Below are 19,364 nucleotides of genomic sequence, written 5' to 3'. Positions count from 1 at the left end.
CGGCTAAAGCCGGTCCCACGTCGTCAATCAACTTGGGGGCGACCATAGAATCTCCCAAGGGAAGAGCGAGATTCCGCGATTACATTTTCCACACAAGCCCGCTCGCCTCGGCTCGCTCATGACACAGCCGGAGCACAGCGCGGCGCTGGTCGTTGTCCATGGCGTGCCAGTCGGTGATTTCCTTCACGGTGCGCTGGCAACCCAGGCACACATCATCGTCATCCAGGGCGCAGATGCTGACGCATGGGGATGCAACGCGGCGTTCGGCTTCCATCAATCTTCCTGCGGGTTCAAGTCGCGAGCGTAGCGCTGGGCGTTGTGGACGTAATGGGAGGCGCTGGCTTCGAGCATTTTCTTCTGCACATCAGTGAGTTCACGCACTACTTTACCCGGCGAACCCATGACCAGCGAGCCATCGGGGATATTCTTGCCTTCGCCGATCAGTGAATTAGCGCCAATGATGCAGTATTTGCCGATCTTCGCGCCGTTAAGGATGACAGCATTGATGCCAATCAGGCTGTAATCGTCGACGCTGCAACCATGCAGCATCGCGTTGTGGCCGATGGTCACGCCTTTGCCGATTTCCAGCGGCGAGCCCATATCAGTGTGCATGACCGTGCCGTCCTGCACATTACTGTTCTCGCCGATATGGATCAGCTCGTTATCACCGCGCAGCACGGCGTTGAACCAGACATTGGCCCCCGCCTCCAGCCTGACCTTGCCGATCAGCACAGCATTGGGCGCCACCCAGCTTTGTGGATGGGTTTCGACGCGAAAATCACCCAGACGATATTTCATGAATTTGTACCCTCAAGGCTCTGCGGCCCGTTTGATCAGCGCTTAGATCACGGAGTGTTCTGGCGGGTGATGCAGGCTGATCTTGCTGTCATAAAGCACGTTGATCAGCTCGACGATCATGATTGCCGTCAGCCCCCAGATTTTGAACTCGCCATAACGATAGCTGGGCACGTACCAACTTTGACCTTGATAGTCGATGCGGTGGGTATGCTCACGGGTGTCCTGACGAAAGAACTCCAGCGGCACACTGAACACGGCGGCGATTTCGGCATCGTTGGGGCGGTACTCGACGAAGTCCGGAATCAACCCCACATAAGGCGTGACCTTGATACCGTGCTTGGAGATCAACGGACTGAGCGGCCCGATCACTTCAACCAGCCCCGGCGGCAGACCGATCTCTTCCTCGGCTTCGCGCAGCGCGGTGAAGATCAGGTCAGTGTCTTCCGGGTCACGTCGCCCTCCAGGAAAGGCCACTTCACCACCGTGAGTCGACAGCCCGCTGGCACGCAGCGTCAGAATCAGTTCCGGCTCGTCACTGCGGGTAATCGGCAGCAACACCGCAGCTTCGGGGAAAAGTCGATCCGTCTCAAAGGTGCTCGGCGTATGACTGCTTACGCGGCGAAGTAGCTCATCCAGCATGGGAAATCTCGATCTGTTGCCTACCCGGCATCATGCACCAAAGTGGCGAACTGCCCAAGCCCTCGCAGGACAATGTGGACAAGACTAAAGCGCAGCTTGCCGATCACCCTTGGCACACGCCAAGATAGCGACTGAATTCAGCAATTGAACCTGTCCATGAAATTCTGCAGCCAATGCGGCAAACCGGTCATACAGCGCATTCCCGAAGGCGATAGTCGCCTGCGCTTTGTCTGCGAACACTGTCAGACCATTCACTATCAGAACCCCAATATTGTTGCGGGCTGTCTGGCCGTGTGGGATGGCAAGGTCTTGCTCTGCCGTCGCGCCATCGAGCCGCGCCTGGGTTTCTGGACCTTGCCAGCCGGGTTCATGGAAAACGGTGAGACCATGGAGCAGGCGGCTCGCCGGGAAACCTACGAGGAAGCCTGTGCGACACCGGGCGAGCTGAACCTGTACATGCTGGTGGATGTGGCGCACATCAATCAGGTCCACGTGTTCTTCCGGGGAGAACTGGCCACACCGGAATTCGCCGCGGGAACTGAAAGCCTGGAAGTCGGCCTGTTCGATGAAGCGGACATACCGTGGTCGGACCTGGCTTTCATGACCGTCCGGCGTGCCCTAGAATGTTTCTTCGCTGATCGTCGTGAGCAGGCTTACCCTGTGCGTAACGAAGCCCTGCCGCCATCGCGGCCTATTCAAGACACTTAATCAGGCCAGCCCATTACAGGCGCCGCTTCAGGGATACCGTTTCGATGCGTTGGTTGCTCGCTGCTTTGTGCTTGTCTTTCATGCCGTTGTCTCAGGCCTCGTTCACCCAGACCATTGTCCCCAAAGGCAGCGAGCAAAAGATCGTCGGCGAAAAGGTGATCAACGTTGAGAACATTGCCGACAAGAAAATCGACAAGGTGCTGGTGCTCAAGTCAGCGCGGCAACTGCAACTGATCAGTGGCGGCGAACCTCTCAAGACGTATCGTATTTCCCTGGGCAAGCAACCCAAGGGCACAAAACTCAAGGAAGGCGACCAGCGCACGCCGGAAGGGTTCTACTGGCTGGACTGGCGCAAGACCAGCACCAATTACAACCTGTCGATGCACATCTCTTACCCGAACGCGGCGGACACCGAACGCTCGAAACGCGAAGGGGTAAAACCCGGCAGTATGATCATGATTCATGGCACGCCAGTGGATGAGGAATATCCGGAGTGGTACTTCCACACGCTGGACTGGACCAACGGCTGCATCGCGCTGAAGAACAACGACATGCGGGAAGTGTGGGGTCTGGTGAAGGACGGCACGATGATTGAGATCAGGCCGTAAAGAGAACACCGACACCTGTAGGAGCTGCCGAAGGCTGCGATGCGATTTATCTGATACACCGCCATCGCAGCCTTCGGCAGCTCCTACAAGGGATTACAGATCCTCTAGCCGCCAAACCTCATAGGCCGGCGTTTCATAGGGGTGGCTCTGCTTGAGAGCCGCCACTACTTGCTGAATCAACTCATCCGCAACGACAAGCTCGACTTTCCATTCCTGTACCTGCTCGACCACGCCGCCCTGCCCGATAAATGGCTGGCTACCCTCCAGCGGGCGGAACTGGCCTTGGCCGAGCACCTGCCATGAGCACTGATCGTAAGCCCCGATTCGCCCTGCACCAGCGGCGAATACGGCACTTTTGACCTGTTCCACATGACTCGGCGGTACAAAGAACGCGAGCTTGTACATTGTTTCTTAGTTCACCCAGGCACGGGCGTTGCGGAACATGCGCATCCACGCACCGTCTTCGTTCCAGTCTTCCGGACGCCACGAGTTTTGCACGGCACGGAATACACGCTCAGGGTGCGGCATCATGATGGTGACGCGACCGTCGCGAGTGGTGAGGCCACCGATGCCGCGCGGCGAACCGTTCGGGTTGGCCGGGTAGGCTTCGGTGATCTTGCCGTGGGTGTCGACGTAGCGCAGCGCAACAGTACCGGAAACATCGGCAGCGACCAGTGCTTCATCGCTGGCGAACTCGGCGTGACCCTCACCGTGAGCAATGGCGATCGGCATACGCGAACCGGCCATGCCCTGCAGGAAGATCGACGGCGACTCCTGAATCTGCACCATGGCTACCCGCGCTTCGAACTGCTCGGAGCGGTTGCGCACGAAGTGTGGCCACAACTCGCTGCCCGGAATCAGCTCATGCAGGTTGGACAACATCTGACAACCGTTGCACACGCCGAGGGTGAAGCTGTCCTGACGCTCGAAGAAGCCCTGGAACGCATCACGCGCACGGCTGTTGAACAGTGCCGACTTGGCCCAGCCTTCGCCAGCACCCAGTACGTCGCCGTAAGAGAAGCCGCCGCAAGCAACCATGCCTTTGAAGTCGTTCAGATCGACACGGCCCGCCAGGATATCGCTCATGTGTACGTCAATCGCGTTGAAACCGGCGCGGTCGAAGGCAGCTGCCATTTCGACCTGACCGTTGACGCCCTGCTCACGCAGCACAGCCACTTGCGGACGCACGCCAGTCTTGATGTAAGGCGCAGCAATGTCTTCGTTGACGTCAAAGCCCAGCTTGACGGTCAGGCCTGGATTATCCTCTTCAAGCAGCGCGTCGAACTCTTGATCGGCACACTCGGCGTTATCACGCAGGCGCTGGATCTGGTAACTGGTTTCAGCCCATTGACGCTGCAGCAGACGACGCTGGCCGCCGAACACTGGCTCGCCATTGAAGCTGATGGACACTTCGTCGTTGTTGACCGGCTGACCGATTACCGCGACGCAGTCTTCCAGACCGGCCGCGCTGAACTGAGCCAGTACGTCTGGCGTGGCGTCTTGACGGACCTGGATGACGGCACCCAGCTCTTCGTTGAACAGGATGGCTGCCAATTCAGCCGGCGTCTCAGCCAGACCATCCATGTGCAGATCCAGACCGCAGTGACCCGCGAACGCCATTTCCAGCGTGGTGACCAACAGGCCGCCATCGGAACGGTCGTGGTAAGCCAACAGGTGGCCGTCGGCGTTGAGGCCTTGAATGACGGCGAAGAACGCCTTGAGGTCTTCGGAGTCATCGACATCCGGCGCTACGCGACCGAGCTTGCCGTAAACCTGAGCCAGGATCGAAGCACCCATGCGGTTCTGGCCACGACCCAGGTCGATCAGGATCAGGTCGGTAACGCCCTTGTCCATGCGCAGTTCCGGGGTCATGGTCTTGCGGATGTCGGTCACCGGTGCAAAACCGGTCACGATCAGCGACAGCGGCGACGTCACGCTCTTCTCGACGCCCTCATCGCTCCAGCGGGTTTTCATGGACATCGAGTCCTTGCCCACCGGGATGGTGATACCCAGCGCCGGACACAGCTCCATGCCGACCGCTTTTACGGTGTCGTACAGACGAGCATCTTCGCCGGGATGACCGGCAGCGGACATCCAGTTGGCAGACATCTTGATGTCGGAAAGCTTTTCGATGCGCGAAGCAGCGATGTTGGTCAGCGTCTCGCCGATAGCCATACGGCCCGACGCAGGAGCGTCCAGCAGTGCCAGCGGAGTACGCTCGCCCATCGCCATCGCTTCACCGGTATTGACGTCGAAGCTGGTCGCGGTCACGGCGACGTCAGCGACTGGCACCTGCCATGGGCCTACCATCTGATCGCGAGCGACCAGACCGGTAATGCTGCGGTCACCAATAGTGATCAGGAAGCTTTTGCTGGAAACAGCCGGGTGGTGCAGAACGCGCTGTACGCTTTCTTCGATATCCAGCACGCTTGGGTCGAAATCATCGCCCAGCTCGTTTTCGCGGTCAGCACTGCGGTGCATGCGCGGGGCCTTGCCCAGCAGTACTTCCAGCGGCATATCAACCGGATTGTTGCCAAAGTGGCTGTCGGTCACGGTCAGTTGTGGTTCGGCAGTCGCCTCACCCACAACTGCGAACGGGCAGCGCTCACGTTCGCAGATCGCCTTGAAGCGCTCGAAGTCTTCGGCGCCAACCGCCAGGACATAACGCTCCTGGGATTCGTTGCTCCAGATTTCCAGCGGGGCCATGCCCGGCTCGTCGTTCGGTACGTTACGCAATTCGAAGCGACCACCGCGGCCGCCGTCATTGACCAGTTCCGGGAAAGCGTTGGACAAACCGCCCGCGCCGACGTCATGGATGAAGCTGATCGGGTTCTTGTCACCCAGCTGCCAGCAACGGTCGATGACTTCCTGGCAACGACGCTCCATTTCAGGGTTTTCACGCTGAACCGAAGCAAAATCCAGATCCGCAGAGCTGGTACCGGTGGCCATGGAAGATGCAGCACCGCCGCCCAGACCGATCAACATTGCCGGGCCGCCGAGCACGATCAGCTTGGAGCCAACGGTGATTTCGCCTTTCTGCACGTGTTCGGCACGGATGTTACCCATACCGCCAGCCAGCATGATTGGCTTGTGGTAACCCCGAACTTCATCGCCATGCGGCGTGCTGATGGACTGTTCGAAGGTACGGAAATAACCGGTCAGGGCCGGACGACCGAATTCGTTGTTGAACGCGGCGCCGCCCAATGGACCTTCAAGCATGATGTCCAGCGCGGTCACGATACGCTCAGGCTTGCCGTAGTTCACTTCCCACGGTTGTTCGAAGCCTGGAATCTGCAGATTGGAAACGGTGAAACCGGTCAGGCCAGCTTTAGGCTTGGCACCACGACCCGTTGCGCCTTCGTCGCGAATCTCGCCGCCGGAACCAGTCGATGCGCCCGGGAACGGGGCAATCGCAGTCGGGTGGTTGTGGGTCTCGACCTTCATCAGAATGTGCACAGGCTCCTGCACCGCGCCGTACTGGCGGGTTTCAGGGTCCGGGAAGAAACGACCCGCCACGCTGCCGACGATCACCGAAGCGTTGTCCTTATAAGCAGACAGGACGCCTTCGCTGTGCATCTGGTAGGTGTTCTTGATCATGCCGAACAGGCTTTTTTCCTGGCTTTCGCCGTCGATATCCCAACTGGCGTTGAAGATCTTGTGACGGCAGTGCTCGGAGTTCGCCTGGGCAAACATCATCAGCTCGATGTCATGAGGGTTGCGCCCCAGACCGTTGAAGCTGGTGACCAGATAATCGATTTCATCTTCAGCCAGCGCCAGGCCGAGCTCGACGTTGGCTTTTTCCAGCGCGGCACGACCGCCGCCCAGCACATCAATCGCCGTCAGCGGCTTGGGCTCGGCGTGAGTGAACAGGCCTTCGGCTTCCTGTACGGAACCCAGCACCATCTGCGTCATGCGGTCATGCAGGCAACCGGCGATGATCTGGGCTTCAGCTTCGCTGAACTGGCCTTCTACATAGAAGGTAATACCGCGTTCGATACGCTGGACCTTCGCAAGGCCGCAGTTACGGGCAATATCGCTGGCCTTGCTGGACCACGGCGAAATAGTGCCGAAACGTGGCATCACCAGGAACAACCGGCCGCTCGGCTCTTGAACCGGCACGCTCGGGCCGTATTTCAAGATGCGAACGAGAACGTCCTGTTCCTCGCCAGTCAGATCGCCAGTGACTTCGGCAAAGTGGGCAAATTCGGCATACAAGCCACTGACAGCTGAAACTTTCTGTTTCAGTTGTTCCAGTAATTTGCTGTGGCGAAAGGCAGAAAGGGCAGGAGCACCGCGCAGGATCAACATCTTCGGGACAGCCTCGGGAAGGGGGTGTGCTTTGAGGCCGTGCATTCTAGCCTAAAGCGACTGTTTGAGCACCCAAAACGGCCAGATTGACGGTGTCCGCATATCGGCGGGCCAAGTCGCGGGTCATGTTGCTGTTAACGTAGCCCTCAGGTTGCTCATAAGAAAGGCTGTGCTCTAGCAGACCCGAGCTTCGCTGTCGAGATATGGCGACGGGTGCGCTTTGCGTATACTGCTCCGATGTTTTCCCAATCAGACTTCCGCCCTCGTTGTGCCAGATGGCTCATCGCAACCGGACTCTTCCTGATGCTCGGCGCCTGTGTGGATAAACCCAACACACTGGAGCGAGTAAAGGAGGACGGCGTGCTGCGCGTGGTCACTCGCAACAGCCCCGCGACCTACTTCCAGGATCGCAACGGGGAGACGGGTTTCGAGTATGAATTGGTCAAGCGTTTCGCCGAAGATCTCGGCGTAGATCTGAAGATCGAAACCGCCGACAACCTCGATGAGTTGTTCGATCAGATCCAGAAACCGGGCGGCCCGGTGCTGGCAGCCGCTGGATTGATCGATACCGAGCAGCGTAAAAAACAGGCGCGCTTTTCTCATTCCTACCTTGATGTCACCCCGCAGGTTATTTATCGCAACGGCCAGTCGCGTCCTACTGACCCTTCAGATCTGGTGGGTAAACGCATTACTGTCCTTAAAGGCAGCAGCCACGCTGAACAGATGGCCGCACTGAAAGCGCAAAATCCTGCGATTGAGTACGAAGAATCCGACGCCGTCGAGGTAGTTGACCTGCTGCGAATGGTCGATGACGGCCAAACTGACATCACGCTGGTGGATTCCAACGAACTGGCGATGAATCAGGTTTATTTTCCCAACGTCCGCGTCGCGTTCGATCTGGGCGAAGGCAAAGGACAGCGCTGGGCCGTCGCACTCGGTGAAGACAACAGCCTGCTCAACGAAATCAACGCCTACCTCGACAAGGTCAACAAGAACGGCACCTTGCAGCGTTTGAAAGACCGCTATTACGGGCACGTTGACGTCCTGGGCTATGTGGGCGCTTATACCTTCGCCCAGCATTTGCAGGAGCGTCTGCCTAAATACGAGAAGCACTTCCAGGCGTCTGCGAAGAAAGAACAAGTGGACTGGCGTCTGCTGGCAGCCATCGGCTATCAGGAATCACTGTGGCAGCCCGGCGTTACCTCCAAGACCGGCGTGCGCGGCCTGATGATGCTGACCCAGAACACCGCCCAGGCCATGGGGGTCTCCAACCGACTGGATGCCAGACAGAGTATTCAGGGTGGTGCAAAGTATTTTGCCTACGTGAAGGATCAGCTGGACGACACGATTGCGGAGCCGGATCGTACGTGGTTCGCTCTCGCCTCCTACAACATTGGTAGCGGACATTTGGAAGATGCGCGGAAACTGGCAGAAAACGAGGGCCTGAATCCAAATAAATGGCTCGACGTTAAAAAAATGTTGCCCCGTCTTTCGCAGAAAAAGTGGTACAGCAAGACCCGATACGGTTATGCCCGAGGCGGAGAACCCGTGCATTTCGTGGCCAACATCCGCCGTTACTACGACATCCTGACCTGGGCCACTCAGCCCCAGCTGGAAGGCAGCCAGGTGGCAGAAAGCAACCTGCATGTACCGGGCGTGAACAAGACCAAGCCTGCAGAAGAAAATCCTCCGCTTTAACAAACTCCTCGTTTACCCCTCTACAACAATCTCGAAATGAAACACGGCTCCCGCAGGAATCACTGATGACGTGGGACCGGCTTCAGCCGGGAAGAGGGCGTGACAGACGCTGAAACTTCATCGGCAGAAATACCGCCTTCCCTGCTAAAGCCGGTCCCACGTCGTCAAGCAGCTTGCAGGCCAGCATAGAATCTCCCACAGGGGATCTAATTCAAATCAACCTGCTTAGCGTTAGCCCTTCGCCCTTCTCATCCTGAAAAACTCGCTCAACATCGTGCCGCACTCTTCACCCAACACCCCCCCCTCAAACAACACGCGATGATTGAGAAAGCCCTGAGTGAAAAACTGTCCCTGACTCTGGACAATGCCAGCCTTGGGCTCAAGTGCGCCATAGACCACGCGGGCGATACGCGAATGCACGATCAGCCCGGCGCACATGCTGCAAGGCTCCAGGGTCACATACAGCGTGCTGCCCGGCAGCCGATAATTGCTGACCGCCTGCGCCGCTGCCCGTATGGCAACCATCTCGGCGTGAGCGCTGGGATCACTGCCGCTGATAGGGCAATTGAAGCCGCGGCCAATGATCTCGCCGTCTTGCACCAGCACCGCGCCCACCGGCACCTCGCCCAGCGCAGCGCCTTGAGCCGCCAATGCCAACGCTTCGCGCATGAAGTCCTGATCGCGACTGCGATCAATGATTTGCGGCTGCCGCATCAAGAAACCTCTATTGCTGCCATAAGTCCGGTTTCCATGTGATCGATCACATGGCAGTGGAACATCCACACCCCGGGATTATCCGCTACCAGTGCCACCCGTGCGCGCTCGTTTCTGCCCAGCAGGAAGGTGTCGGTGAAATAGGGAATGATCTTTCTGCGGTCTGAGGCAAGGACCTTGAAGCTCATTCCGTGCAGATGAATCGGGTGTTGATATTGGGTCATGTTCTTGAGTTCGAAGATGTAGCTCTTGCCCAGCACCAATTTGGCAATCGGGCGATCGGCACAGGTTTTGTCGGTGATGTCCCAGGCTTCGCCATTGATCTGCCACAGACTCGGCGGCTTGCCATTGTCGACATTGACTGACACCGAACCCACCCACTCAAAGTTGAAATTGAGCTTCTCGGCGTTTTCCAGATCCGGCTCGGCGATCGGATTGGCAGGCAGTTCAGGCGGCCATTCGCCTGGCGCATCGTCATTGGCAACCGAACGAAAAGTCCCCAGCCGCACCGGGCCATTTCGAAATGACAGCTCCTCACCCACAGGTGGCGCTTTGATCGCCAGACACAGGCGCATTCCCGGCCCCAACCAATAATCCTTGCCCAAGGGTCGAGGCTTGATCGGATTGCCGTCCAGCGCATAAATCTGCGCCTCGGCGCCCGGCAGATTCAGGCGATAGGTCACGGTGTTATCGAGGTTCAGAATGCGCACGCGAGTGATCTGCCCGGCTGGCAATTCAATCACGCCCTGGGGAATGCCATTGATCGTAGAAAGCCGCCCCGCCGTACCCTCGCGTGCAGCCTCACGAATCACGCTGAATTCGGTAAACGCCCCTACCTCATCCACATGCCAGCTTTTCAGGCTGACCGTGCGTTCATGCTTGAAACCCGTAGGCTCGCGCTCCTCGATGATCAGCGGACCGACCAGCCCACGCCCCAGCTCTTCGCTGCTGCTGACATGGGGGTGATACCAATAGCTGCCTGCGTCGGGCACCAGAAATTTGTAATCGAAATACTCGCCCGGCTTGACCGGCAGTTGCGACACGTAGGGCACGCCATCCATCTCAAGCGGAAGGCGGATGCCGTGCCAGTGAATCGTGGTTTCAACCGGCAGGTGATTGATGAAGCGCAAACGCAGCCACTCGCCCTGCCGCACTCGCAGCTCGGTCCCCGGCGCAGATCCGCCAAAGGCCCATGCCGGAGTCTGGTGCCCCGCGACCAGTTCAACATCCAGCGGTGCGGCGATCAGCTCGAAATCATGCCCCTCACCCGGCCCACGCCGTCCCAGCCAATAACGCGAAGCCCCTCCCGCCCCAAGCCCAACCACGGCAAGACCGACAAGGCCACCGAGTATTTGTCGACGGGTAAAAGACATAAACGTGAATACCTCAGAAAACCAGACACGGGGTCGCAGTCGAGAGTCGATGCGAGGGGCGAATACGATACACCTGCATCTGGCAAAACTTAAGCGCAGTGGTGTCGCACAACGAAGATTGGACCTCAGGATCAGGTTCCACAGCCTGATTTGAATGGATGAGTTGATCTTTTCATAAATGAACCGTACTGTACGGTTTAGAGAAAACACCACCCATCGAGGTCTATGCCCATGCGTCTCAAACTCGCCCTAGCCACACTTGCAGCGCTGTCGCTTCCTATGGGATCGGCAATGGCCGACTCGTTCTGGCGCAATGTACTTACGTCCGGGGCCACCACTGGCTCCAGCTACCTGACTTCCAAGGACAACAAGCAAATCGTCGCCACCCAGGACGACGCCAGTAGCTTTATCGCCAGTGGCGGCAGTATTCGGGGACCGCATCTGGAGTCGGCGATCGCCGACGTGCGGGCTGCAAATCCTGATCTGAAGGCTTCTGACATGGAGTTGGCAACGGCGATTCTCTACCGTAACTTGCCTACTGACCGCTGATACTTGCTCACTATCTGCAGATAATGCCGGGGGAATATATCTCCCGGTGTTTTCGTATGTCTGGATAAATAAAAAACTAGCCGCGCCATTCTCATATCAAACAAACTTATCCATTAAAAAGAACTGCATTATCTGTAGGAGCGCGCTTGCCCGCGATAGCGTCAGCGCAGCCGACATATTTATCGACTGACACACTGAATCGCGGGCAAGCGCGCTCCTACAGATAAAAAGCACTTCAATCATATAGTTGATATTGTTTGGTGAGAGCGCGACTCTATTTTTCAGCCAACGTATCAACCAGACTGTCGGCCCCTCTTTCAATACCCGATTTCGCGGCAGAAAAGCGGCCATACGTCGAACTGATGTCATACACCTTCGGATATTGTCGGGAGACATAGGACTCAAGGAGGCGCATTGTTGATGCGTTGTAGATCTCGACCACGTAACTGACTGACCCGGTAAACGTGCCCTTGCGATCCCGTGCAGCCTGAACGAGATTATAAGAACCCATGCCGATGTCGAACCTCGAAAAGGTTGCCAGCACCGGCGTCGTCGTTTCCACTCCGGTCAAGGTCAGCCGAATCCGCAGCGTATTGGGTACAGGCGTGGACACGAACCGAAAGCGCTTGCCCAGCGCCTCGGAAAACTCGATGGTCATGTAATTGGCCAACTCACGCTTATCCTCCGACGTCACCCCGGAAAACTGCTCATCTGCGCCTGAATAAAGTGTCACCGGCTCCAGCATGACGTTCTTGTACCGACTCCAGTCCACATGAGATTTATAGGCATACGGAACGCGATCAGACTCATCCGTCTTGTTGGGTCGCATCTCTCGAGCCGACTCTATGCCTGCGTACGGAAAAGGCTCTTGAGATGCGCACCCGGCCAACGCCAGTGCCAACAGTAAAAACACACCCGCTCTGGGTTCTTTATCTGCGCACATATCTATTTCTCCGAAGGTAAACACCGTAAAGCGTTCAATGGCTAATGCTCGATTTACATATCGCAGACGCAAGGAGTCAGCAGATAAATTTCTCTGCAGACAACCAATAAGACCTACGTCGTCCAAGACTTCTCAATAAATGGTTGTGATCACGCCGCGCTAATAACACCAGGAAGCAATGCCAACCTTCGGCTTAATCAAAAGTAACCTTGATCAAGTCAGTGTGTATGAGCCAGCTCACTCAGCCTATAAAGACCTACGCCAATACCTCGCTCGGTACTGAAATCACAACCCTACCCGTCACGTCGCTCAAAACCGTACTAGCCTGTATACTTTTAGCCGCTTACCCGATCACCGTCAACATTAAAATGTACACAAGTGTACTCTTATGGAGAAACAATGAAGGTTCGCACCGAGAGTCGACGTACCGCCATCGTAGAAACGGCTGCCAGCGTATTCCTTGAACTGGGGTATGAAGGTGCATCAATGAAGGAGGTTTCGACCCGACTTGGAGGTTCCAAAGCCACTCTTTACGGCTACTTCGCATCCAAGGAGGCTCTCTTTGTCGCTGTCGTCCAAATGTACGCCACCTCACATCTGTACAACGCGGTGGCGGATCTGACCGCAAAATCGGAAACCAGCATTTCGCTCGAAGAAAAGCTTCTGGAATTCGGGCGTCAGATGCTGATGATCGTCACAAACGACTCAACCGCCATCAAGGTTTACCGGATGGTGCTCGCAGAATCGGGTCGCTCGGACATCGGCAAGCTGTTTTACGAATCAGGTCCCAGCCAGGGCATCGACGCGCTTGCTACGCTTATGTCTGTCGCTATCGAGAGCGGTGAATTGAGACCAGGTAATCCAAGGGTCAGGGCCAAACAGTTTCTTTCGCTGATTACTGCCGAGCCCGAAGAGCGTCTTTTCCAACAGAACCCCGCGCCCATGACCCACGATGAAATAGAAGAGATGGTGACAGCGGCCGTAGACATGTTCCTCAACGGCGCCGCACCTCACTAACCTGGCGGCGAGCACTAATAGCCCGAACCGACAGGACTACTCGAACGGTTCTTCACCTTCCAGTTTTGTGCGATGCATCATGCGCGAGCAGCCCGGGTCATAGGCCTCTGCGCGATGCATGGTGCCGGTGTTGTCCCAGATCACCAGATCCCCCACCTGCCATTCATGGCTATAACTGAAAGGCTCCGCGGTCGCCCACTCCCGAAGGCCAACCAGAACTTGCGCGCTTTGCGCAACACCAAGCCCGGTAACGTGCAATGCAGTGCAGCCGAGAATCAACGACTTGCGCCCTGAACGATGCTTCCATACCAGCGGTAATTCTTTTTCACCTATGGCCTGCATCGCCTGCAGCTTTTGCAGACTGGGTTCCGGCTCGTAATAGAGCAATGACGCCCAAGGCGCGTGAATGACCCGCATTTCCTCATAACGTTGCTTGTCAGCTTCGGACAAGGCTTCGTAAGCAGCGTAGGTATTACAGAAACCCGTGTTGCCACCCCAGGTCGCAGTCACTTTGCAGGACAGCAACGAAGCCAGAATCGGCGACTCGTTCCGTGTGCCGTCGATGTGCCAATACAGCGACCCTTTGAGAAACTCTGCACCCGCCGGGTTTTCCTTCGCATCCAGCGTGATCTTGGTGATGCCTTGACCGTCGCTGACCTCTGGAGCGAAAACCCCAAGCGTTTGTGTAAACGCTATCTGCTCGGCATCAGTGAAGTGAAGCTGCGGAAAAACCAGGACGCCGCGCTCGGCCAATAGATCGCGAATTTCACCGGCCAGTCCGCCAGACAGCAAATCATCCTTGCCATTGAGGACACGACTGCCGATTAACGGTTTGATCGGCGCGTGAGCCAGAGAAGCGCTTCTATTGGGTGCCATGATTGCTTCCTCTCTATAAGTGAACACAAATGTACGCTTATGGAAATGGCAACTCAATAGGTTTGTTCGAAGGAGACGGGGAAAGTCGTTGGTTTCAGATGAAAATGTCGCGGTCTCAAAAATGCAGAAAGCCCGCGAGGATGCGGGCTTTCTGATGCGGCGTTGAACTGCTCAGCCATGCATTCGTCGTGTGTTCAGACTTTCAATCTGACGCCATCCTCTTGGCTTGGCGGTGCCAGGTGCGTCGTACCGTCCAGGGAGCGCCTGGACCTCGAACATTATGAGACGTCAAAATCTAAAAGCTTAAGATCAAAAGCTTTATTTTTGATAATTTTCTTGTTGGATTTCAGTTTTTCTTTCATGCCATCTTTTAATATCGACGGATCACAGGCGACCGCGCAATGAATAAATGCAGCAGGATAGGAATAGTCTCTCGGCGAATATAAGACATCGTCAATAGTACGTTCTTTCGGAAATACACAGCCGACAACTAAAGGGATATAGTACTCCTCCAGCCTGTTACGGATATGCTTACATACGTCACTCGCCTGCTCAGGGCGAGGAACAGCTATATCGCCGTAAATGCTGGGACTAAATTTTTTATCTTGTCTTCCCGAGGTAATAAACGAAAAGCAAGCCTCGCTACCCAAGTTACTTTTATAAGGCATCTCTATTTTGGACAAGCGTTCAAAAATGGGGCCGCCGAACACCCACCCAAGCAGGGTAAATGAGTGTCCCTTCATTAAATACTGAAAATGCAGCTCGGCAACCAATTTCTTCTCAAAGCGAAATTTAAGGCCTCTTTTAACTGCCTTAACTACCAAGTCCTCGCACTCAATAAGTTTGAGTTCCTTTTGCAATTCGGCTTCAAAAAAAATACGATTTTCCTTGCCCATGAATCACTCCTGCATCAAGCAAATTTTTTAAAATCGTTTGCCAACGAACGTCTTGACCTAAACCTGCACGACAGATCGTTCCATTTCCAGATCATAATACGAAATCCTAGCTTGGTGCAGCCCCCAATGATTTGGCGATCTCAGGCCTCGCTCAACGGGTTCAACATGAGCGTCTACATGGAGTCCAAGCCCGGTGCTTCGCTAAGGATAATATCTCAAGCCCCTTCGAATAAATCGTATGCTTTTTCCTGAAGAGCTATTCCGATATCTTCATATCTCTTAATGTCATCCTCGCAATAAAACCCTTCGGCAACACTGAATCCAGCATATATATCTACAAAAGCAAGCGCCAGGTTCTTGGGAACCGTGTCCTGTTCTCTGTAATACCTGATTAAAAAATCAATCGCCAAGAACAGCTCATTAACTTCCTCTTCAGTGACACGGTCTCTGGTACGGATCTTAACCGGGATGGAGTGTTCTCCGAGCAACTTTGCGCAAACCAATTCAACGGCGATCTTGGCGTCCATCTGTCACACCTCCTCTAAAAATTCTGGTGACGCCCCTACGCACTGCAGAATCAACCTGTAAAATTCACTAAAACCAGAAGCAATGAAAAACAGGTTTCCGCAATCCTCTACCTCAGCGATATCAAAATGGTTGTTCGTGTTGGAATCATGCAGATGAGTGCGATCCCAGTAGTAAATACCGGCACGAACGCCCTCGCCCTCGTCGACCATCACGTAAGGATTCCCTCCGCCATCCTCTCCAATAACCACCGCGTTTTTTAGAAAACCAACCTCGCAGACGAACTCGTTATTGAACTGTATGAGATCATTACATTCATCGAGCGGCAGCAAGCCAAAAAACCTGTCAAAACTTATCGCCCCCTCATCAACAGCGGTTAAAGGTATCTGCGCGTAATCAGGCGCTGACAGATAAAAGCCGTTCATTTTCATTAAAAAATCCTTGTAATCGGCTGGCAAGGATCTATTAAGTTCTGACTCTATAAAATCCAGGTCGTTTTGCTGCAGGCCTCTTTTATAAACTACAGGCATACCTATATCCACCCTGACATATGGGATTCACTCCGCCCCATCAAAAAACTGCTCAAGATAACTGTTAACCAGCTCGTACCCGGCGACACCTAAAACATTGAAGTCCTTGTATCTGGAATGTTCTAGCATCTCTAGAAACTCATCATCGAAATATAATGCATCCGCATTTCTGAAATATTTCAATTTTGTTTTGTCGGCATTAAGCGGAATATTTCCGACGATTCTCCACTTTCCTTTTTTCAGATTTTCAACTGAGGTGAATATAATATTTTCCATGCCCCTGGAATTCTTGAAGCAAAGAAACTCTTTGTCCAGTAGATCAACCTTGCTGTCATCAGCAGTAACACCCAAAACACCAAAAGAGAACACTCTTTTGAAACGGTCCCGGAACGCGCATACTATTTGACAAACAGCAAACCCTCCAGAGCTGACGGGGATCAGAAATACATCGCCTGATTTATATTTCACCACCACGGTTCTCCGTTTATAGTAACTGATTCTGTAAAATACAGAGCCTAAGGTAACTTTGCTCTTGTTTTTGTTTTCTGCGGCATCCAGGCAAGTAAAGCCCCTGATTCTCCACAAGATTTATTCACTTCCAGCAGAGCGCTCTCAGGCACTGTCCAGCGTATCTTTCCGGAAACACTCATCAACGTACCTCGCTCCGGATTCATAGCGATCCAGTCAGATAAAGGAATACCATCTACCCTTATCGACATATGATGTTTATTTAAATAATTTACCGGATAAACCATCCGAAGCTTTGTTTTCTCATAAGTGCGTTCACCTTCATACAATCCCGGCGTATCGTGAGAAAAAGCCACTGGACTCTCAAAAGGAAATAACGTCCTCATGTTGTCGCCGCGAGCGTACCACACGGCATCCGACACCTTCTCTACGTTATAAATAATCGCGTATGTGAAATTCACCTGCTGTGCTATCTCATCGACAAAGCAGGTGAATTTATCTTGAGCAGCTTCAAAGCACTCTTCGGATTGCACATCTATACAGAAAAAGTTACCGAAATTTTCGGTTGTGTAACCGAAGGAGCTGAACCAAGGGTCACTATGCCCAGTTTCACTGTATATTCTGAAATCGGTTGCTTCCCCGGCAGTCAGCGCCGTTCTGAGCTCATCAGGTTCCACCTCTACGAGGTCTAGACTCTCTGCATCTGCTGTTCTTTGTGGGGCGATTCTTTTATGAAATGCCGCGGCCGTGACAGAATAGTTCAGCTTTTCAAAAAACCGCAGGGCCATTTCAAACACTGCAACCGGGCTGACATCATCCACCCCGTAAATAGCCAATCCTATACTCATCTATGTGCCTACAGGTTAATGTGATCGTCCAAAAAATGCTCTTCAGCATACTTCATGATTTAGAAATCATCCCATGGCGCGTACTGATAGTGCTCGTCTATCACTTTAAAGCTCAAGCCTGAAATGCTTTTTCTGACGCATTCATTACGAAAATCAGTCGAGCATACTATCTCGGCTATTTCATTAAAGTAGAAAAGGTGTGATTCCACATCACCTGACACTTCCAATTTGTCTATACGTTCGTAAACAGGATCGCTTGATTTGCTACCGTTAATCTTGGGGTTTCGATCAAGCGTGAAAACCGATTTTTCCAGATTCATTGCACTTATTCTTTCAGACGGAACAAAGAAAAAGTACGCTTCACCGCAAGCCGTTCCTTGAACATCAATATCAACAGGGCGACTTATATAAGAACAGGCAAACTGGTCGCAAACTCCCAAAAAGCGTTTAGATGCCAAAAAATGATCCGGCAACCAGTCTGCAGTTATTTTTTGGGTATCAGCCATTACGCGATAGCTCGTGCTGAGGGTACTCTCTAAGGGATTCTCACTTGGGAAGTGAAATGCTGGAAGGTCAGGAACCCATTTACTATCAAAAAAATAGGGGGCACCCTCACCGTCGGGTTCATAGCTGACTATGTATAAATCTCTCATGTCAACATCCTCATAGCAACGGCCCCATCACGCCAGCTCAAAATAGAATTCCAGGAAATCGTTAAAATTTTCCCATTGAGGCTTGACCCGCCCCTCTCTGAAGTCCAAAAGCTCATTTCCCAAAGAAACACGAAGTACCTCTCCAGTGCTCCTATTATAAAAATAGCCACTTTCACCTTCGAAGCTATCCAGTGGTATATACGCTTGTGGGAGCCCTAACGTTTCATGCGTGATCTTCAACGCAAGATCAAAGTCAGTATTTTTGGAAAACCAGCATACCTGATATATTTCCTTTCCACCCTGTATGAACGTCGGACCGTCTTCAACATGCAGATAGAACTGAGCAAAGTCTGATGACGGATCAACACTCAGCTTTTCCAGCTCTACCTTATAATCTGCGCTGGCATCGTCATACCACCAACCTTGACTCTTGAAAAAGCTTATCAACTTGCCAGATATCATTCTCTTTACCTAAGGCTGCCCGAAAGCTTGAGACTCCCAAATCCTTTATTAGTTTCTATTTGAACACGCTTTTCATGGGAGACTCATCACCATCGTCGAATACAGCCCCATTAACAGGGTGGATCGAATTTCGTGTAGAAGAATACCTACCATGGGCGTCAGGCTCTGGAGAACCGATCTATAAACTGTAAACCACGAACCTTGTTAAGCTCGCACAATTCCCGTACCCGGGCAGACACCAACACCGTCGTAAAGCTTTCCTCGGATCTGAAAACATCCACGACCAAGTCAACATCATCTCTCAGCACAATCTCAGTGTACGTTTGAGGGCCATCTGGCAGATAGCTTAAAAGTGGCCGGCTTTTAGATTTTTCCTTATCGAATACGCTATGCGTTGAAGTAACATTGAAAACTTTATAACCTTCATATTTTTTGCCCGCTATAAACACGTTTGCGTCAAGAAACTGAACGCCCGAGACTTTTTCCTTCAATAGTAGTTGATGAAATCTGGGGCTAATGAAATCAGGTCCATCACTAAAGAAAAAATCATATTTAAGAAGTCTATCAATACTGACCTTTGAGGTTAACGCAAACTCAATCACCAACTCCTCTGCTATCTCATTCCCGGTTTTCAAGGAGATCGAATCCTGACCTGTCAAAATCTTGCTTTTGAACCAATAACTTTCAGGGTACGCGTCAGATATTTTCAGAATGGAAATCTTAGCCATACACGCCACCCTCCAAAAAATAG

Annotated in this window: 21 protein-coding genes and 1 pseudogene; 5 read left to right on the top strand and 17 right to left on the bottom strand. The window is 53.6% G+C overall.

Going from position 1 to position 19,364, the window contains the following annotated elements; genetic code table 11:
• Positions 1 to 79: 79 nt before the first annotated feature.
• Genes CKW31_RS10665 through CKW31_RS10655 form a run of 3 tightly spaced genes read right to left on the bottom strand, consistent with a single transcriptional unit; the run spans position 80 to position 1,437 of the window.
• Positions 80 to 274, bottom strand: coding sequence for a DUF1289 domain-containing protein (locus tag CKW31_RS10665; protein ID WP_371856717.1), 195 nt, complete (start codon positions 272 to 274; stop codon positions 80 to 82).
• Positions 274 to 798, bottom strand: coding sequence for a gamma carbonic anhydrase family protein (locus CKW31_RS10660; protein ID WP_095094348.1), 525 nt, complete (start codon positions 796 to 798; stop codon positions 274 to 276). The genes CKW31_RS10665 and CKW31_RS10660 overlap by 1 nt, the downstream gene beginning before the upstream one ends.
• A gap of 42 nt (positions 799 to 840) precedes the next feature.
• Positions 841 to 1,437 (bottom strand): CoA pyrophosphatase, encoded by a 597-nt coding sequence (locus CKW31_RS10655; protein ID WP_095094346.1) that lies wholly within the window; start codon positions 1,435 to 1,437, stop codon positions 841 to 843.
• Between the two features lie 156 nt (positions 1,438 to 1,593).
• Here CKW31_RS10655 and CKW31_RS10650 point away from each other — a divergent pair, with 156 nt between their 5' ends.
• A complete protein-coding gene (locus tag CKW31_RS10650) occupies positions 1,594 to 2,145 on the top strand; it encodes an NUDIX hydrolase (RefSeq protein WP_095094344.1) in 552 nt (183 codons plus the stop codon).
• A 188-nt stretch (positions 2,146 to 2,333) separates the two neighbouring features.
• A pseudogene (locus CKW31_RS10645) lies at positions 2,334 to 2,753 on the top strand (murein L,D-transpeptidase family protein); the annotation flags it as partial.
• A gap of 93 nt (positions 2,754 to 2,846) precedes the next feature.
• Here the strand turns inward: CKW31_RS10645 and CKW31_RS10640 are convergent.
• Complete coding sequence (locus CKW31_RS10640) at positions 2,847 to 3,158, bottom strand: YqfO family protein (RefSeq protein ID WP_095094340.1); 312 nt, start codon at positions 3,156 to 3,158, stop codon at positions 2,847 to 2,849.
• Between the two features lie 6 nt (positions 3,159 to 3,164).
• Positions 3,165 to 7,061: a phosphoribosylformylglycinamidine synthase gene (purL, locus tag CKW31_RS10635; RefSeq protein WP_095094338.1), complete on the bottom strand. Its 3,897-nt coding sequence runs from the start codon at positions 7,059 to 7,061 to the stop codon at positions 3,165 to 3,167.
• Positions 7,062 to 7,298: 237 nt separating this feature from the next.
• On the opposite strand from purL, the gene mltF reads away from it, so the two are divergent.
• Positions 7,299 to 8,759, top strand: coding sequence for a membrane-bound lytic murein transglycosylase MltF (mltF, locus tag CKW31_RS10630; RefSeq protein ID WP_095094336.1), 1,461 nt, complete (start codon positions 7,299 to 7,301; stop codon positions 8,757 to 8,759).
• 231 nt (positions 8,760 to 8,990) lie between these two features.
• Here mltF and tadA read toward each other — a convergent pair whose 3' ends face one another.
• Both tadA and CKW31_RS10620 read right to left on the bottom strand, forming a co-directional pair.
• Positions 8,991 to 9,473: a tRNA adenosine(34) deaminase TadA gene (gene tadA, locus CKW31_RS10625; protein ID WP_095094334.1), complete on the bottom strand. Its 483-nt coding sequence runs from the start codon at positions 9,471 to 9,473 to the stop codon at positions 8,991 to 8,993.
• Positions 9,473 to 10,846: a multicopper oxidase family protein gene (locus CKW31_RS10620; RefSeq protein ID WP_095094332.1), complete on the bottom strand. Its 1,374-nt coding sequence runs from the start codon at positions 10,844 to 10,846 to the stop codon at positions 9,473 to 9,475. The genes tadA and CKW31_RS10620 overlap by 1 nt, the downstream gene beginning before the upstream one ends.
• 231 nt (positions 10,847 to 11,077) lie before the next feature.
• On the opposite strand from CKW31_RS10620, the gene CKW31_RS10615 reads away from it, so the two are divergent.
• Entirely contained in the window at positions 11,078 to 11,395 is a 318-nt protein-coding gene (locus CKW31_RS10615; protein ID WP_095094485.1) for a DUF2388 domain-containing protein, read from the top strand.
• Positions 11,396 to 11,669: 274 nt separating this feature from the next.
• Here the strand turns inward: CKW31_RS10615 and CKW31_RS10610 are convergent, their stop codons facing one another.
• On the bottom strand, positions 11,670 to 12,338 hold the full coding sequence (locus CKW31_RS10610) for a DUF3313 domain-containing protein (protein WP_095094330.1): 669 nt from the start codon (positions 12,336 to 12,338) through the stop codon (positions 11,670 to 11,672).
• Between the two features lie 399 nt (positions 12,339 to 12,737).
• Between CKW31_RS10610 and CKW31_RS10605 the strand changes: the two genes are divergently transcribed.
• Positions 12,738 to 13,355: a TetR/AcrR family transcriptional regulator gene (locus tag CKW31_RS10605; protein WP_095094328.1), complete on the top strand. Its 618-nt coding sequence runs from the start codon at positions 12,738 to 12,740 to the stop codon at positions 13,353 to 13,355.
• A 36-nt stretch (positions 13,356 to 13,391) separates the two neighbouring features.
• Here the strand turns inward: CKW31_RS10605 and CKW31_RS10600 are convergent, their stop codons facing one another.
• The 9 genes from CKW31_RS10600 to CKW31_RS29820 form a co-directional block, all read right to left on the bottom strand.
• Complete coding sequence (locus CKW31_RS10600) at positions 13,392 to 14,231, bottom strand: TauD/TfdA family dioxygenase (protein WP_095094326.1); 840 nt, start codon at positions 14,229 to 14,231, stop codon at positions 13,392 to 13,394.
• Between the two features lie 278 nt (positions 14,232 to 14,509).
• Complete coding sequence (locus tag CKW31_RS10595; protein WP_095094324.1) at positions 14,510 to 15,127, bottom strand: hypothetical protein; 618 nt, start codon at positions 15,125 to 15,127, stop codon at positions 14,510 to 14,512.
• 215 nt (positions 15,128 to 15,342) lie between these two features.
• Complete coding sequence (locus CKW31_RS10590; protein ID WP_095094322.1) at positions 15,343 to 15,654, bottom strand: hypothetical protein; 312 nt, start codon at positions 15,652 to 15,654, stop codon at positions 15,343 to 15,345.
• A 3-nt stretch (positions 15,655 to 15,657) separates the two neighbouring features.
• Positions 15,658 to 16,182: an SMI1/KNR4 family protein gene (locus CKW31_RS10585; RefSeq protein WP_095094320.1), complete on the bottom strand. Its 525-nt coding sequence runs from the start codon at positions 16,180 to 16,182 to the stop codon at positions 15,658 to 15,660.
• A 27-nt stretch (positions 16,183 to 16,209) separates the two neighbouring features.
• The gene (locus tag CKW31_RS10580) at positions 16,210 to 16,653 is read right to left on the bottom strand and encodes an Imm26 family immunity protein (protein ID WP_218192145.1); all 444 of its coding nucleotides are present in this window, start codon (positions 16,651 to 16,653) and stop codon (positions 16,210 to 16,212) included.
• A 44-nt stretch (positions 16,654 to 16,697) separates the two neighbouring features.
• Positions 16,698 to 17,498 carry a hypothetical protein gene (locus CKW31_RS10575; protein WP_095094318.1) on the bottom strand — a complete coding sequence of 267 codons (801 nt, stop codon included), beginning with the start codon at positions 17,496 to 17,498 and terminating at the stop codon, positions 16,698 to 16,700.
• 59 nt (positions 17,499 to 17,557) lie between these two features.
• Positions 17,558 to 18,151 (bottom strand): imm11 family protein, encoded by a 594-nt coding sequence (locus tag CKW31_RS10570; RefSeq protein ID WP_095094317.1) that lies wholly within the window; start codon positions 18,149 to 18,151, stop codon positions 17,558 to 17,560.
• Between the two features lie 27 nt (positions 18,152 to 18,178).
• The gene (locus CKW31_RS10565) at positions 18,179 to 18,613 is read right to left on the bottom strand and encodes a hypothetical protein (protein WP_095094316.1); all 435 of its coding nucleotides are present in this window, start codon (positions 18,611 to 18,613) and stop codon (positions 18,179 to 18,181) included.
• Between the two features lie 158 nt (positions 18,614 to 18,771).
• Positions 18,772 to 19,341 carry an imm11 family protein gene (locus CKW31_RS29820; protein ID WP_176469851.1) on the bottom strand — a complete coding sequence of 190 codons (570 nt, stop codon included), beginning with the start codon at positions 19,339 to 19,341 and terminating at the stop codon, positions 18,772 to 18,774.
• Positions 19,342 to 19,364: the final 23 nt, after the last annotated feature.

Source organism: Pseudomonas sp. Irchel 3A5 (assembly GCF_900187575.1).
GTDB lineage: Bacteria > Pseudomonadota > Gammaproteobacteria > Pseudomonadales > Pseudomonadaceae > Aquipseudomonas > Aquipseudomonas folii.
Note: the sequence above shows the minus strand (reverse complement) of the source record. Positions and strands in the feature narration are given on the sequence as shown.

Bases quoted from the DNA above. Each gene is read 5' to 3' on its own strand.
- CKW31_RS29820 (WP_176469851.1), bottom strand. From the start codon at position 19,341: ATGGCTAAGATTTCCATTCTGAAAATATCTGACGCGTACCCTGAAAGT.
- CKW31_RS10650 (WP_095094344.1), top strand. From the start codon at position 1,594: ATGAAATTCTGCAGCCAATGCGGCAAACCGGTCATACAGCGCATTCCC.
- CKW31_RS10590 (WP_095094322.1), bottom strand. From the start codon at position 15,654: ATGGACGCCAAGATCGCCGTTGAATTGGTTTGCGCAAAGTTGCTCGGA.
- CKW31_RS10640 (WP_095094340.1), bottom strand. From the start codon at position 3,158: ATGTACAAGCTCGCGTTCTTTGTACCGCCGAGTCATGTGGAACAGGTC.
- CKW31_RS10610 (WP_095094330.1), bottom strand. From the start codon at position 12,338: ATGTGCGCAGATAAAGAACCCAGAGCGGGTGTGTTTTTACTGTTGGCA.
- CKW31_RS10605 (WP_095094328.1), top strand. From the start codon at position 12,738: ATGAAGGTTCGCACCGAGAGTCGACGTACCGCCATCGTAGAAACGGCT.
- CKW31_RS10595 (WP_095094324.1), bottom strand. From the start codon at position 15,127: ATGGGCAAGGAAAATCGTATTTTTTTTGAAGCCGAATTGCAAAAGGAA.
- CKW31_RS10575 (WP_095094318.1), bottom strand. From the start codon at position 17,498: ATGAGTATAGGATTGGCTATTTACGGGGTGGATGATGTCAGCCCGGTT.
- CKW31_RS10660 (WP_095094348.1), bottom strand. From the start codon at position 798: ATGAAATATCGTCTGGGTGATTTTCGCGTCGAAACCCATCCACAAAGC.
- CKW31_RS10565 (WP_095094316.1), bottom strand. From the start codon at position 18,613: ATGATATCTGGCAAGTTGATAAGCTTTTTCAAGAGTCAAGGTTGGTGG.
- CKW31_RS10570 (WP_095094317.1), bottom strand. From the start codon at position 18,151: ATGAGAGATTTATACATAGTCAGCTATGAACCCGACGGTGAGGGTGCC.
- purL (WP_095094338.1), bottom strand. From the start codon at position 7,061: ATGTTGATCCTGCGCGGTGCTCCTGCCCTTTCTGCCTTTCGCCACAGC.
- CKW31_RS10585 (WP_095094320.1), bottom strand. From the start codon at position 16,182: ATGCCTGTAGTTTATAAAAGAGGCCTGCAGCAAAACGACCTGGATTTT.
- CKW31_RS10665 (WP_371856717.1), bottom strand. From the start codon at position 274: ATGGAAGCCGAACGCCGCGTTGCATCCCCATGCGTCAGCATCTGCGCC.
- tadA (WP_095094334.1), bottom strand. From the start codon at position 9,473: ATGCGGCAGCCGCAAATCATTGATCGCAGTCGCGATCAGGACTTCATG.
- mltF (WP_095094336.1), top strand. From the start codon at position 7,299: ATGTTTTCCCAATCAGACTTCCGCCCTCGTTGTGCCAGATGGCTCATC.
- CKW31_RS10615 (WP_095094485.1), top strand. From the start codon at position 11,078: ATGCGTCTCAAACTCGCCCTAGCCACACTTGCAGCGCTGTCGCTTCCT.
- CKW31_RS10600 (WP_095094326.1), bottom strand. From the start codon at position 14,231: ATGGCACCCAATAGAAGCGCTTCTCTGGCTCACGCGCCGATCAAACCG.
- CKW31_RS10620 (WP_095094332.1), bottom strand. From the start codon at position 10,846: ATGTCTTTTACCCGTCGACAAATACTCGGTGGCCTTGTCGGTCTTGCC.
- CKW31_RS10655 (WP_095094346.1), bottom strand. From the start codon at position 1,437: ATGCTGGATGAGCTACTTCGCCGCGTAAGCAGTCATACGCCGAGCACC.